The sequence below is a fragment of the Pseudolabrys sp. FHR47 genome, from assembly GCF_005153485.1.
Taxonomy (GTDB): Bacteria; Pseudomonadota; Alphaproteobacteria; order Rhizobiales; family Xanthobacteraceae; genus Pseudolabrys.
This window is the reverse complement of record NZ_CP039740.1, coordinates 3,916,600-3,930,645: the sequence shown is the minus strand read 5'-3', so window position 1 is coordinate 3,930,645 and position 14,046 is coordinate 3,916,600. Positions and strand designations below refer to the sequence as shown.

General features: G+C 62.6%; 11 protein-coding genes. 8 read left to right on the top strand and 3 right to left on the bottom strand.

Annotation, left to right across the window (positions count from 1 at the left end; all coding sequences use genetic code 11):
* Positions 1-104 precede the first annotated feature (104 nt).
* On the top strand, positions 105-1,337 hold the full coding sequence (locus E8Q40_RS19200; protein WP_137046043.1) for an FAD-binding oxidoreductase: 1,233 nt from the start codon (positions 105-107) through the stop codon (positions 1,335-1,337).
* A 3-nt stretch (positions 1,338-1,340) separates the two neighbouring features.
* Here the strand turns inward: E8Q40_RS19200 and E8Q40_RS19195 are convergent, their stop codons facing one another.
* A complete protein-coding gene (locus E8Q40_RS19195) occupies positions 1,341-1,862 on the bottom strand; it encodes a hypothetical protein (RefSeq protein WP_137046042.1) in 522 nt (173 codons plus the stop codon).
* A gap of 134 nt (positions 1,863-1,996) precedes the next feature.
* On the bottom strand, positions 1,997-3,199 hold the full coding sequence (gene carA, locus E8Q40_RS19190) for a glutamine-hydrolyzing carbamoyl-phosphate synthase small subunit (RefSeq protein WP_137046041.1): 1,203 nt from the start codon (positions 3,197-3,199) through the stop codon (positions 1,997-1,999).
* An 86-nt stretch (positions 3,200-3,285) separates the two neighbouring features.
* Between carA and E8Q40_RS19185 the strand changes: the two genes are divergently transcribed.
* The 5 genes from E8Q40_RS19185 (at position 3,286) to E8Q40_RS19165 (ending at position 9,976) form a co-directional block, all read left to right on the top strand.
* On the top strand, positions 3,286-4,413 hold the full coding sequence (locus tag E8Q40_RS19185) for a cupin domain-containing protein (RefSeq protein ID WP_137046040.1): 1,128 nt from the start codon (positions 3,286-3,288) through the stop codon (positions 4,411-4,413).
* A gap of 17 nt (positions 4,414-4,430) precedes the next feature.
* Positions 4,431-4,883, top strand: a complete 453-nt coding sequence (locus E8Q40_RS19180) for a GatB/YqeY domain-containing protein (protein ID WP_137046039.1) — start codon at positions 4,431-4,433, stop codon at positions 4,881-4,883.
* A 145-nt stretch (positions 4,884-5,028) separates the two neighbouring features.
* Positions 5,029-7,023, top strand: coding sequence for a DNA primase (gene dnaG, locus E8Q40_RS19175; protein WP_137046038.1), 1,995 nt, complete (start codon positions 5,029-5,031; stop codon positions 7,021-7,023).
* A gap of 304 nt (positions 7,024-7,327) precedes the next feature.
* A complete protein-coding gene (rpoD, locus tag E8Q40_RS19170; protein WP_137046830.1) occupies positions 7,328-9,442 on the top strand; it encodes an RNA polymerase sigma factor RpoD in 2,115 nt (704 codons plus the stop codon).
* Positions 9,443-9,589: 147 nt separating this feature from the next.
* Positions 9,590-9,976 (top strand): acyl-CoA thioesterase, encoded by a 387-nt coding sequence (locus tag E8Q40_RS19165; protein WP_137046037.1) that lies wholly within the window; start codon positions 9,590-9,592, stop codon positions 9,974-9,976.
* A gap of 18 nt (positions 9,977-9,994) precedes the next feature.
* Here the strand turns inward: E8Q40_RS19165 and E8Q40_RS19160 are convergent, their stop codons facing one another.
* A complete protein-coding gene (locus E8Q40_RS19160; RefSeq protein WP_137046036.1) occupies positions 9,995-11,107 on the bottom strand; it encodes a Zn-dependent alcohol dehydrogenase in 1,113 nt (370 codons plus the stop codon).
* 214 nt (positions 11,108-11,321) lie between these two features.
* Between E8Q40_RS19160 and E8Q40_RS19155 the strand changes: the two genes are divergently transcribed.
* Together E8Q40_RS19155 and E8Q40_RS19150 are read left to right on the top strand one after the other, a co-directional pair.
* Entirely contained in the window at positions 11,322-12,548 is a 1,227-nt protein-coding gene (locus E8Q40_RS19155; RefSeq protein ID WP_137046035.1) for a hypothetical protein, read from the top strand.
* Entirely contained in the window at positions 12,545-13,777 is a 1,233-nt protein-coding gene (locus tag E8Q40_RS19150) for a DNA cytosine methyltransferase (protein WP_137046034.1), read from the top strand. Before E8Q40_RS19155 ends, E8Q40_RS19150 begins: the two co-directional genes overlap by 4 nt.
* Positions 13,778-14,046: the final 269 nt, after the last annotated feature.

Below are 14,046 nucleotides of genomic sequence, written 5' to 3'. Positions count from 1 at the left end.
GTCCACAAAACGGGCGTGCAAGCCAGGTTCCTTTGGTGTAAATAGTTTCTGAAATTGAAAACATAGTTTCGTCCGGCATCGGCAGGACAGAAGGCAGGACTCCAATGCGTTCGGCAATAGTGCTCGGGGCCGGGATGATCGGCGTCTCGACGGCCCTGCATTTGCAGAAGCGCGGCTGGCAGGTGGTGGTGGTCGACCGGCGCGGGCCCGGCGAAGAGACCAGCCACGGCAATGCCGGCATCATTCAGTGCGAAGCGGTGCAGCCTTACGCCATGCCGCGCGACCTCGTCAGCTTGACGCGCATCGCGATCGGCCTGGCCAATGACGTCCGCTATCGCCTCGCGGCGCTGCCCGAGCAAGCCGGGCCGCTCTTGCGCTACTGGTGGAATTCCGAGCCGCACCGCCATGAGCGGATTTCGATGGCCTATGCGACGCTGGCCGCTCAATCGGTTATCGAACACAGCGGGCTCATCGATCAGTCCGGCAGCGACAACCTGATCCAGCGCGACGGCTACCTGCATGTGTTTCGCGACCAGGCGACCTTCGATGAGGCGATCGCCAAGGCCGGGCATGTTGGCGCGGTGTGGAACGTGCCGTATCGGCTGCTCGATGGCCCCGCCTTGCGCGCGCTCGAACCGTCGGTAGGCGAGCGCATCATCGGCGCCATTCATTGGACCGCGCCATGGTCGGTGCGCGACCCCGGCCGTCTGGTGAAGAACTACGCTGAATTGTTCGTGCGCAACGGCGGCACGATCGAGACCGGCGAGGCTGCTTCGCTGCGGCAGACGGCGCAAGGCTGGTCGGTTGCCGTCAACGGTGGGACCGTCGAAGCCCCGGTTGCCGTGGTCGCGCTCGGGCCGTGGTCGCCGTCTTTTCTGCGGCCTTATGGCTATCGCTTCCCGATGGTGATGAAGCGCGGTTATCACCGCCACTTCGCCGGCGGCGCGCCGCTGACCCGGGCGCTGCTCGACGCCGGCTGCGGCTATGTGGTTGCGCCGATGGCGCGCGGTTTGCGGATCACGACCGGCGCCGACCTTGCCGATTTCAGCATGTCGACGAAGGAAACGCAGCTCAAGCGCTCCGAACGATATGCGCGCGAGTTCATCGATCTCGGCACGTCGGTCGATCCCGAGCCGTGGTTCGGCACGCGGCCGTTCATGGCGAGCATGTTGCCGGTGATCGGAGAAGCGCCGCGCCATCGCGGGCTGTGGCTGCACTTCGGTCACGGCCACCAGGGCTTCACCATGGGCGCGGCGTCCGGACGGTTGATCGCGGAGATGATGACAGGCGAGACGCCTTACATCGATCCGGCGCCGTTCATGCCGCGCGCGGCGTGATCCCTAGGCGCCGCGCCACAGCATCGTCAGCGCGCCATTCTTGCCGCCGACCGGGTCGCAGCCCGGCAGCGGCACGTTCGGAATCGTCTTGAGGGCCCGATCCCGGTCCGAGGGCCGGTCGCCGCGGCACAGATCGTAGGTGCCTTCCGGCGGATAGCCGCCGATGACCACGAGATCGGACGATGCCGCGAGCCGCTGATGCCCGGTGCCGGCCGGCAGCACGGCGATGTCGCCCGGCGCGAGATCGAGCACCTCGCCGTTGTTGCCGCCGAAGCGCACCTTGGCGGTGCCGCGGGCGATGCCGAGCACCTCGTGAATCATTGAGTGATAGTGCGCATAGGGGAAGATGCCATTGCGCCAGCGGCCATGCCCCCAGTCATGGGCGTCGAACAGTCTTTCGATTTCGGCTTCCGGGTCGCGTACGCCGGAAAGATCGAGCGCGGCCTTGTAGACCAGCATCGGCAGCGCTGGATTGTTCGGCACCGCGCCGTCGTCGTGGAAGAAATAGGTGATGGGCGTTTGCATGATCTATCAAACGTCCCGCGCGGCATCGGGTTCAATCGCCGTCATTCCGGGGCGCGTGCAAAGCACGCGAACCCGGAATCCAGCGCTGGATTCCGGATCGACTTGCTGCGCAAGTCGTCCGGAATGACGAAGAACTAAACCTTCGCCTTCTTCTTCTCCCGCATCAGCTCGACAAACCGCTGGAACAGATAATGGCTGTCGCGCGGGCCCGGCGAGGCCTCGGGGTGGTACTGCACCGAGAACACCGGTTTGTCCTTGAGTGCGATGCCAGCGTTCGACCCGTCAAAGAGCGAGAAGTGCGTCTGCTCGACGCTGGCCGGCAGACTGTCCTTGTCGAGCGCGAAGCCGTGGTTCATCGACGTGATCTCGACCTTGCCGGTCGTGATATCCTTCACCGGATGATTGGCGCCGTGGTGGCCCTGATGCATCTTCATCGTGGTGCCGCCGAGCGCGAGGCCGAGCATCTGGTGGCCCAAACAAATGCCGAAGGTCGGCGTGCCCGATTTCACCACCTGCTGAATGACCGGCACCGCGTATTTTCCGGTCTCGGCCGGATCGCCGGGGCCGTTCGACAGGAACACGCCGTCGGGCTTGAGCGCCATGATCTCGTCATAGCTTGTCGTCGCCGGCACCACGGTCACCTTGCAGCCGGCGCTGGCCAAGAGGCGCAGGATGTTGCGCTTGATGCCGTAGTCCACCGCGACGACATGGAATTCCGGCTTGTCCTGCCGGCCGTAGCCCTTGCCCCACTGCCACTCGGTCTCGTCCCAGGTGAAGCGCTGCGCGCTGGTCACCATCGGCACCAGGTCCATGCCGACCAGGCCCGGCCATTCGCGGGCTTCCTTCTTCAGCGCCTCGAGGTCGAACTTGCCCGACGGCGAATGCGCGATCACGGCATTCGGCATGCCCTTCTCGCGGATCAGCGCGGTCAGCGCCCGTGTATCGATGCCGGAAAGGCCGATGATGCCGCGCGCCTTCAGCCAGTCATTGAGCGGGCGGGTGGCGCGGTAGTTCGAGGGCTGGGTAATGTCGGTGCGCAGGATGACGCCGCAGGCGCCCGGGCGGGCCGCCATGTTCAGCGACTCGATGTCTTCCTCGTTGGTGCCGACATTGCCGATATGCGGGAAGGTGAAGGTGACGATCTGCCCGGCATAGGACGGGTCGGTGAGGATTTCCTCGTAGCCCGTCATGGCGGTGTTGAAGCAGACTTCGCCGACGGCGTGGCCTTCGGCGCCGACGCCGAAGCCTTCGAGCACGGTTCCATCGGCGAGCACGATGAGCGCGGTGGCCTTGGGCTCTGCCCAGGCTCCGCCGGGGGCGGCTTTGTCCTGTGTCATAAGCCTCTTGATTGCGTATTATGGCGGGTGAGGCAAGGGCGGCTTTAGGTCGTCCCCGCGCATTTGGAAGGCAGGAGGTTCAGGCCATGACCGCGCAACCGAGGCACGACCAGTACCGGGAAGACGTCGCCGGCCGGGCCAATGTCGAGGACACCGCCGAACTGACCGCCTATTACGGCGATCTCGAGAAATTCGAGGCCGCGGCGCTGTGGACCGTGGCCAACAAGATCGAGCCCTGGGAGCCGAAATCGGATTCGGTGCCGGTGCTGTGGCGCTATCAGGACCTGCGCGAGCCGGTGCTGCGCTCGATCGAACTCGTCGCGCCGGAAAAGGCCGGCCGCCGCGTCATCTATCTCAACAATCCGGGCCGGCGCGATTATGCCGCCGCGGTCGGCTGGCTCTATTCCGGCCTGCAGGTGATGCGCGCCGGAGAGACCGCCTCGGCGCACCAGCATTCGGCTTCGGCTCTCAGATTCATCATGGAGGGCAAGGGCGCCTACACAATCGTGGACGGCCACAAGATGACGCTCGGCGAGAACGATTTCGTGCTGACGCCAAACGGCTCATGGCACGAGCACGGCGTCGACGCCTCCGGCACCGACTGCATCTGGCAGGACGGCCTCGACATTCCGCTGGTCAATGCGCTGGAAGCCAATTTCTACAAGGTGCATCCCGACCTGAAGCAGCCGGTCACTTACGCCGTCGACGACGCGACGCTCACCTGGGGCGCGCCCGGTTTGCAGCCCGCCATGCAGGACTGGCAGAAGCCCTATTCGCCGCTCCTCAAATACGAATGGGAGCCGACTTACGAGTCGCTCACCAAATTCGCCAAGGCGACCGACGGCTCGCCCTTCGACGGCGTGCTGATGAACTATGTCAACCCGCTCACCGGCGGCCCGGTGATGCAGACCATCGGCGCCTCGATGCAAATGCTGCGGCCGGGCGAGAAAACCCGCGCCCATCGCCACACCGGCTCATCGATCTATCAATGCGCCAAGGGCGAGGGCTATTCGATCATCGGCGGCAAGCGCTTCGACTGGAAGAAGCGCGATATCTTCTGCGTGCCGTCCTGGGCCTTCCACGAGCACGGCAATTCTTCGTCAAGCGAGGACGCCTGTTTGTTCTGCTTTAACGATTTGCCGGTCATGCATTCCCTCGGCCTCTATCGCGAGGAGGCCTTCGGCGAGAACCAGGGCCACCAGCCGGTCAAGTAATTCAAGAAGGAACGACCATGATCCGCGACGACATCAACAACGCCCTCAAGGAGGCGATGAAGGCTAAGAACGAGCGCGCGGTTTCGACCTTGCGCATGGTCAACGCCGCGCTGAAGAACGCCGACATCGAGGCGCGCACCACCGGCAAGGACATGGGCGATGCCGAGGTGCTCGGCCTGCTGCAGAAGATGATCAAGCAGCGCCAGGAATCGGTCGAGATGTACAAGAAGGGCGGCCGCGACGATCTCGTGAAGCAGGAAGAGGAAGAGATCGCGGTGATCTCGGCCTATCTGCCGAAGCAAATGTCGGAAGCCGAAGTTGCCGCCGCGATCGACGCCGCCATCAAGGAAACCGGCGCCGCCGGCATGAAGGACATGGGCAAGGTCATCGCCATCCTGCGCGGCAAATACGCCGGGCAGATGGATTTCGGCAAGGCGAGCGGCGCGGTGAAGGCGAAGTTGTCGGACTGAGCGACGTTTCCGGATACCCCGCCGCCCTGTGCATAACTAGGAAAAGCCTCGAAAAGCCCGGTCTTTCGGGGCCGCCCTGCAGGTTCCGGAAACACCGGGTCGGACTCCCTATATTAAGGAAGGTTCGAATCGGACTTTCCGCCTTATGCGCTTTACGCCCCAGTTCCTTGAAGAGCTGAAATCCCGCCTTCCTGTTTCGGAAGTGGTCGGGCGCCGGGTGAAGCTTGTCCGCTCCGGCCGTGAGTACAAAGGGCTGTCGCCGTTCAACAAGGAGAAAACGCCGTCCTTCTTCGTCAATGACCAGAAGGAAGCCTGGTTTGATTTCTCCTCCGGCAAGAACGGCTCGATCTTCGATTTCGTCATGCTGACCGAAGGCGTGACCTTCCCGGAAGCCGTCGAGCAACTGGCGCAGATGGCTGGCATGCCGCTGCCGAAAGTCTCGGAGGACGACCAGCGCCGCGATGCGCATCGCAAGACGTTGCACGACGTTATGGAGATCGCCGCGAAGTTCTTCGAGACGACGCTCTCGTCGCGGCTCGGCGCCAAAGCGCGCGGCTATCTCGCCGATCGCGGCCTCGATGCCGCGACGCAGGTGAAATTCCGCATCGGCTACGCGCCGAACGAGCGCTATGCGCTGAAGGAGCATCTCGGCTCGCACGGCATCAGCACCGCCGACATGGTCGAGGCCGGGTTGCTGATCGCCGGCGATGACATTCCGGTGCCGTTCGATCGTTTTCGCGACCGCGTGATGTTCCCGATCACCGACATTCGCGGCCGCATCATCGCCTTCGGCGGCCGCGCGCTGGAAAAGGATGTCGCGGCGAAGTATCTCAACTCGCCGGAAACGCCGCTCTTTCACAAAGGCCACACGCTCTACAACATCGCCGCCGCGCGCCAGGCCGCGCATGATGGTGCGCCGGTGGTCGTGGTCGAAGGCTATGTTGACGTCATCGCCATGGTGACGGCCGGTTATGCCGGCGCGGTGGCGCCGCTCGGCACCGCGCTGACCGAGGATCAGCTCGGTCTGATCTGGAAAATGACCGACGAGCCGATCCTGTGCTTCGACGGCGACGGCGCGGGCTTACGCGCCGCGCGGCGCGCCGTCGAGCTGGCGATGCCGCATTTGAAGCCCGGCAAGAGTTTGAAGGTCGCGCTGCTGCCGCAGGGGCAGGACCCCGACGATCTGTTGCGCGCGTCAGGGCCGGACGCCGTCCGCGATGTCGTCGACGCTGCCCAGCCGATGGCGCAGATGCTGTGGCAATTTATGACCGAAGGCCACGCGTTCGATACGCCCGAGCGCCGCGCGGCTTTGGAATCCCGCATCAACGAGGTGACGCAGCAGATCGCCGACGAATCCGTGCGGAAATATTACCGGCAGGATTTCAACGAGCGCCTGCGCGCCTTCTTCGCTCCGGCGCAGAATCAGGGTTTCGGCCGCGGTAATTTTGGCGGCCAGCGGGGAGGTTTCGGCGGGCAGGGCTCAGGTTTTGGCGGCCGGCAAGGTAACTGGCCGCCGCGCGGCGCCGGCCAGCGTGGCGGACCCCAGCGCGGTGTCGCCGGCGGGCCTTATGTGGTTGCCAGCCAGCAGATGGCGGCGAGCCCCGTCCATCGCGGCCACCGCACAGCGGTGCCGACCCGCGAAGCCCTGATCCTGCAGGCCACCATCAACTACCCCTGGTTGCTGCACGACCACCTCGAAGAACTGGCGTCGCTCGAGTTCCGCCACGGCGAGGCGGAAAAGCTGAAAGCCGCCCTGATCGACATCGCCGCCCATTCGATGGACCACGCCGCAGGGCTCGAGCCCGACATTTTGCGGTCGGAACTCGCCGCGCGGGGGCTTTCCGACACGCTGGAGCGGGTCTTTGCCGCGATCACCACGGCCTCGGTCTGGGGCGTCCGCCCCGATGCCGCGCCGGACGATGTTTTGGTGACCTGGCAACAGCTCGTCGCCTTGCATCGGCAGTGGCATTCACTAACTAGGGAGCTGAGGGAAGCCGAGCTGGCCTTGGGCCAGGAGGCGACCGAAGCCAATTATCTGCGGCTGCGCGACGTGAAAGAGCGTCTCGCCAGCGTGGATGGGACCGAAGCGCTTATTGAAGGCTTCGGGGCCTCTTCCGGGCGAGGTGCCCGAACGCTCTAAGCGACTCTCAGAATGGGCGATTTTGCCCGCTTTTGGCTTGACCGAGACCGCGACCCGAGTCACGCACTAGGGGTGGGACAGGGGCGACAGGACGATTTCCACGGCGGGGAATGAGGCCGTTTTCCGCTGCATTTACGGGGTTAATCGGGGCTTAAGGCGCCGCCGACGACACTCCAGGCCTGATTCGGGCCCTGCCATTGCCGGCGGCGGCCCTTTTTTGGCATCCGCGCCGGGGATGCTCGCGTTGAAAAGTATACGGAACGAGGCGGAGTACGATATGGCCGGGAAGGTCCAGGAGAAGCAGATGGCGTCGAAGGCGAAGGCCACCCAGGCCAAGGGCGAAGACGCTCCCGAGAAGGAAGCCGAAGGCGCCCCCGATACGCCGCTGCCGTTGCTCGACCTCTCCGATGCCGCCGTCAAGAAGATGATCAAGGCCGCCAAGAAGCGCGGCTATGTCACCTATGAGCAGCTCAACGCCGTGATGCCGTCGGAGGAGGTCAACTCCGAGCAGATCGAGGACACGCTCGCGATGCTGTCCGAAATGGGCATCAACGTCATCGAGCAGGAAGACGCCGACGGCGACGAGGAAGGCGAGAAGGCCACCGACGAAGCCGACGACGACGATGACGACGATTCCGGCCGCGAACTGGTCGAGACCAAGAGCAAGGCCCTCGCTACTGTCGAGAAGAAAGAACCGTCCGAACGCACCGACGATCCGGTGCGCATGTATCTGCGCGAGATGGGCTCGGTCGAGCTGCTGTCGCGCGAGGGCGAAATCGCCATCGCCAAGCGCATCGAGGCCGGCCGCGAGGCCATGATCTCCGGCCTGTGCGAAAGCCCGCTGACCTTCCAGGCCATCATCATCTGGCGCGACGAACTCAACGAAGGCAAAGTTTTTCTGCGCGACATCATCGACCTCGAAGCGACCTATGCCGGTCCCGAGGCCAAGCAGATGCAGACGCCGGTCGGCCCCGATGGCAAGCCGATGAATAACGGCAACGGCGCGCCGCATTTGCAGGTCGTGCAGCCCGCCGCGGCGCCGACCGCGCCCGCCGCCGCGACGCCCTTCAAGGAAGCGGGCGATGACGAGGAGAAGGACCCGGCCGAAAGCGCCGCCGAGGGCGATTACGATGAAGACGACATGGAAGGCTCCATGTCGCTCGCCGCCATCGAGGCCGAGCTGAAGCCGAAGGTGGTCGAGACCTTCGACAACATCGCCGACAGTTTCAAGCGCCTGCGCCGTCTGCAGGAGCAGGACATCGAATTCCGGCTCAAGAACACCTCGCTGTCGCCGGCCCAGGAGCGCAAGTACAAGAAGCTCAAGGACGAGATCATCACCGAGGTGAAGTCGCTGCGCCTCAACCAGGCGCGTATCGACTCGCTCGTCGAGCAGCTCTACGCCATCAACAAGAGCCTCGTGTCGAACGAAGGCCGCCTGATGCGCCTTGCCGAATCCTACGGCGTCGCCCGCGACGACTTCCTGAAGAACTACATCGGCTCGGAGCTCGATCCGCGCTGGCTCAACCGCATCTCCAAATTGTCGGCGAAGGGCTGGAAGAATTTCGTCGCCAAGGAGAAGGACAAGATCAAGGACATGCGCGGCGTGGTGCATGACCTCGCGGCGCAGACCGGCGTCGAGATCGGCGAATTCCGCAAGATCGTGCAGATGGTGCAGAAGGGCGAGCGCGAAGCCCGCCAGGCCAAGAAGGAAATGGTGGAGGCGAACCTACGCCTCGTCATCTCCATTGCCAAGAAATACACCAACCGCGGTTTGCAGTTCCTCGATCTGATCCAGGAAGGCAATATCGGCCTGATGAAGGCGGTCGATAAGTTCGAATATCGCCGCGGCTACAAGTTCTCGACCTATGCGACGTGGTGGATTCGTCAGGCGATCACGCGTTCGATCGCCGACCAGGCGCGCACCATCCGCATCCCGGTGCACATGATCGAGACGATCAACAAGATCGTGCGCACCTCGCGCCAGATGCTCAACGAAATCGGCCGCGAGCCGACGCCGGAAGAGCTCGCCGAGAAGCTCGGCATGCCGCTGGAGAAGGTGCGCAAGGTTCTCAAGATCGCCAAGGAGCCGCTGTCGCTCGAAACGCCGATCGGCGACGAAGAGGACAGCCACCTCGGCGACTTCATCGAGGACAAGAACGCGGTGCTGCCGATCGACGCCGCGATCCAGTCGAACCTGCGCGAGACCACGACGCGCGTCCTCGCCTCGCTCACCCCACGCGAGGAGCGCGTGCTGCGCATGCGCTTCGGCATCGGCATGAACACCGACCACACGCTGGAAGAAGTCGGCCAGCAGTTCTCGGTGACGCGCGAACGTATTCGCCAGATCGAGGCGAAAGCGCTGCGCAAGCTCAAGCACCCGTCGCGCAGCCGCAAGCTGCGCTCGTTCCTCGATAACTGACCGCATCTTGCGGTCATCCCCGCGAAGGCGGGGATCCAGCGCTTCATGCAAACGGCGGGCCTCGTGCCCGCCGTTTTGCGTCTTGCCTCCGTCGCGCCGCCGCGCTTTTGTCGTCCGCCGGAACTTTCGGATTCGAGGACGACGACGATGAGCGATCAGGACAAGCCGCGCGGCACACTCACGGTGCGCATCAGCGCCATGCCGGGCGACACGAATGCCAACGGGGATATCTTCGGCGGCTGGGTGCTGTCGCGCATGGACCAGGCCGGCGGCATCGCCGCCATCGAGCGCGCCCATGGCCGCGTCGTCACCATCGCGGTGGACGCCATGAAGTTCATCCGCCCCGTGAAAGTCGGCGACGTGCTCGAGGTCTACACGCTGGTCGAGAGCATCGGCCGCACCTCGATGAAGATCCATGTCGAGGCCTGGGCGCGGCGCTTCATGACGCGCCACCACGAGAAGGTGACGGACGCCAACTTCACCTTCGTCGCCATCGACGAGAACGGCCGGCCACGGCCGATTCCGCAGGCCTGAGACGCCAGCCCCGCCGCCTCAGTCGAACAGCACCATGCCGCGCAGATTCTTGCCGGCATCGAGATCGGCATAGCCCTGGTTGATGTCGGCGAGCGCGTAAGTGCGCGTGATCAGCTCGGCGAGCCGCAGATCGCCGGTGCGATAAAGCCGCAGCAGCTCCGGGATCTGCAGGCGCGGGCTGATGAAGCCATAGACCGCGCCCATCACCGCCTTCTGCGTCGCGAACAGTTCGATCGGCGGAATGTCGATCGACTTCACCGTGTCCGGCGTGATCGCGGTGACCACGACATTGCCGGCCTTCTGCGTGGCGCGGAACGCCGGCAGCAGGGTCGCCGGCGGATCGATGCAGACGAAGGCGTGGTTGACGCCGACGCCCTCGGTCAGGTCGAGCACGGCTTTGGTCAGCGCCTCGCCTCGCGCGTTCACTGTATGCGTGGCGCCGAAACCGCGCGCCCAGTCGAGCTTTGCGTCCACCACATCGGCGGCGATGATGGTCGTGGCGCCGCAGAGCCGCGCGCCCTGCACGACGTTCATGCCGTCGCCGCCGCAGCCGACCACCAGCACGCTGTCGCCGGCCTTCACCTTGGCCCGATGGCGCGCGGCGCCGACGCCGGCCGGCACGCCGCAAGCCACCAGTGCGGCGAGATCGAGCGGCACGTCCTTGTCGATGACGATGACGGAGGCCTGGTCGACCACGGTGCGCTCGGCGAAGCCGCCGATCATGCAGAAGGCGCCGACGTCGCGGCCTTGCGCGTCGCTGCGGCGATAGCTGCCGTCGAGCTGCGGCCCTTGCGTGATGCGCGGCGCTTGAGCGCACAGATGATGCAGGCCGCGCGCGCACCAGCGGCAGCGGCCGCAGCCGGGGATGAAGGTGAGCACGACATGATCGCCGGGCGCGATGCCGTTCACGGCGTTGCCGACCTGTTCGACGATGCCGGCGGCCTCGTGGCCGAGCACCATCGGCGCCATGGCGACGCGGCGCTCGCCGCGCATCACATGCAGGTCGGTGCGGCACAGGCCGACCGCCTTGACCTTGACTTGCACCTCGCTGGCGCGCGGGGCGTCAAGCGTGATCGGCTCGATCGAGAGCGGCGCGCCCACGGCGCGGAAAACAGCGGCTTGCGTGATCATGGCAGCGTTATCGCAAGCTAGACGGGACGGGGCAATTGGCGGGGGGCGGGCGGCGCACACTCTCTTTCACCTCTCCCCATGGGCGAGCGAACGCTCGCCGTCCCGGCGAGCTATGGGGAGAGGTCGGCGCGCGCTTGCGCGCCGGGGAACTGCTCCGCCTACGGCATGACACTGATGCGATGCCAATGGTCGGCAAAGCCGCTAAACTTGAATTATGAAAACGCCCGAATCGGCCTCAGGCAGAGCCAAGGCACTCACGTGGAAAACCTACTCGGTTCGGAGGGCGGACAAAATTCCGCTGCTCAATTTTGTGATTGAAGGTCTCGAGCAACAGCGATGTAGAATCATATTCAAGTCCGAGCCTGACGAGGCGCCTTTTTATATCGTGTTTGAAACACCTGCGGGCGACCGGCAAGGTGTGCTCGTGTATGCCTTCTTTGCTAACGCTAAACCGACGCGCAATCGCCCTGATGACGAGCATCGGTTTCAAGTCAAGTATGGTGGCGAGTTGAGAGGCGTCTTGGAAATCGCCGTTGATCCTCATTCCTTAATTACTACGATCTTTTTGGGAATTGATCCGGAGCGCGACATCTTCATTGCTGCAGATCCGTTGATGAACAACCCGTCTCCAATGTCGAGGTCTATTGAATTCAAATCAAAAAATGTAGAAGAAATCTTAGACCGTGGCTGGGCTGCGTGGGAACGAGATTATAGGCAACCCAAAACGAGAAGTCGACCAACGCCGGATTTTGATGCCGACAAGAGAATTCAAGTTCTTGTTGGCGGGCGCAAAGATCGCATTTTTGATTTGATCCAGCTTGAGCAAATGGCCTTAGGATTCGACCCTGGCGAGCGTCACCTCATTGCGGACAAGCTTCTCGAGAAAGGTAAAGCAAGCTTGGCGGCGAACCGGTTGCTACATGAATTGAACATGCCGTCGGCGGATTTGTTAAACCTGATTGATCGGACGGGAAGGCTGAAAATGGCGGTGCGAGGATGGGTTGCCGAAAGCCATCTTGAGACATTGCTCAAAGGAATTCCCGGGGTAACTGAATGCCGGCGAATTGAAGAAGAAGGTAAGCCCGATATTTCTTTGCGATGGAGGGGCAGTGCGCCAATTCTTGTGGAGTGTAAGAATGTATTGCGGAAGCAGACCAGTGCGGGGTTGGTGAAAGTTGATTTTCAGCGTACCCGAGCGTCGAAAGCTGACCCGTGTTCGCGTTACTATCGGCCGGGTGACTTCAAGGTCTTGGCCGCATGTCTGCATCCAGTGAGCGAGACATGGAATTTTGTATATGCAATGACCAGTGAATTGCCTCCGCATCAGAAATGCGTTGGACGAATTTCGAATAATCTAGTGGTGCAGGAGCCAATCTTTATCTCGAAGCCCGAACTGGTTTTTGAGAAAGCGTGTGGTCGATCTTCAGCAGAAACCAAATGAGCAAATTGAAAGCGATATCGCTATATACCGGAGTGGGTGGGTTAGATTTCGGCTTTGAAGCGGCCGGGTTTTCTACCAGAGTTGCTGTTGAGATCGACCCGGTCGCCTGCCGTGTTTTGTCCGGAAATCGCCCGGCTTGGCGGGTGGTTGAGGACGATATCGGCAATGTTTCTATGTCGAGATTGCTTGACTTCGCGGGCCTCAGGTCGCGGGAGGCTGATGTACTTATTGGCGGTCCTCCTTGTCAGCCATTCTCTAAGTCCGGGTACTGGGCAACGGGAAGTTCGAGGCGGCTCGAGGATGCTCGAGCCGGCACTTTGGCTCACTATTTGAAGGTATTGAAGGCGACCCTTCCGAGAGCTTTTCTCTTAGAGAATGTCCTCGGGTTCTCTTTCGCAGGAAAAAGTGAGGCCATTGATTTCATTCGGGCGGGTTTATCGGAGATAAATAGTCTGACCGGCGTGAATTACTCGTTTTCTATGGCGTCGCTCAATGCTGCAGACTTTGGCGTCCCGCAATTAAGAGAACGAGTTTTCATTGTTGGTGCGCGAGACGGCGCGCCTTTTAAATTTCCTAAGGCGACACATGGTCCGAAAGATGAAACTGCAGAAGGAATGCTTCCGCCGTATCTAACGGCGTGGGACGCAATCGGCGGTCTGTCCCAGAGCGCAGACAAGCGGAGCTTGGCGGTGACGGGCAAGTGGGCCGACCTTTTGCCGACAATTCCAGAAGGAAAGAATTATTTGTGGCACACGCCTCGCGGTGGTGGAGCCCCGCTTTTTGGTTGGCGAACGCGTTATTGGAATTTTCTTTTGAAGCTTGCCAAAGACCAGCCGTCATGGACAATTCAGGCGCAGCCAGGACCGTCGACGGGGCCTTTTCACTGGGAGAATCGGAAGCTTTCGGCGAAAGAGCTTTGTCGGCTTCAAACATTTCCCAATCTTGATTTTGGGTTTTGCACGCGAGCTGAGATACAACGCTTAGTGGGAAACGGCGTTCCTTCTGCACTGGCCGAGGCATTAGCACTTGAGATAGGTGCTCAGCTTTTGGGTGCCACGCGAAAACGCGGCCCGCTTTCCCTAATTCCGTCCAGGAAGAGAAAAACGCCTGCTGCAGAGATTCCGAAGAAAGTCCCCAAGAAATATCTAGGAATGGTTGGTAGCCATTTGGATCATCCAGGTCCGGGAAAGGGTGCTGGAGCTCTCAGGAGGCTGAGCAAGGTTGCTTAGGTCAAATGACCCTTGACTTCCGTCCTAGGCCTATATACCTTCATCCCCGCCTTGTCCCAGGCGAGGGGCGTTCTGCAGACGCTCGCTGAACGTGGGGCAGGGTGTGGCGCCTGCGGGCGGGGCTCGTAACCCCGCACTCGGGAGGCCGCGGGTAGCCGACCGGGGTCACTACGGACCCCTGCCTTGAATGGCTAGTCGGTTTGCCGGTGAAGGCGGGCGAAAGCCCGCCGGAGGTCGGGTCCGCGCTCCGGAAGAGGGCGGCTCGATCG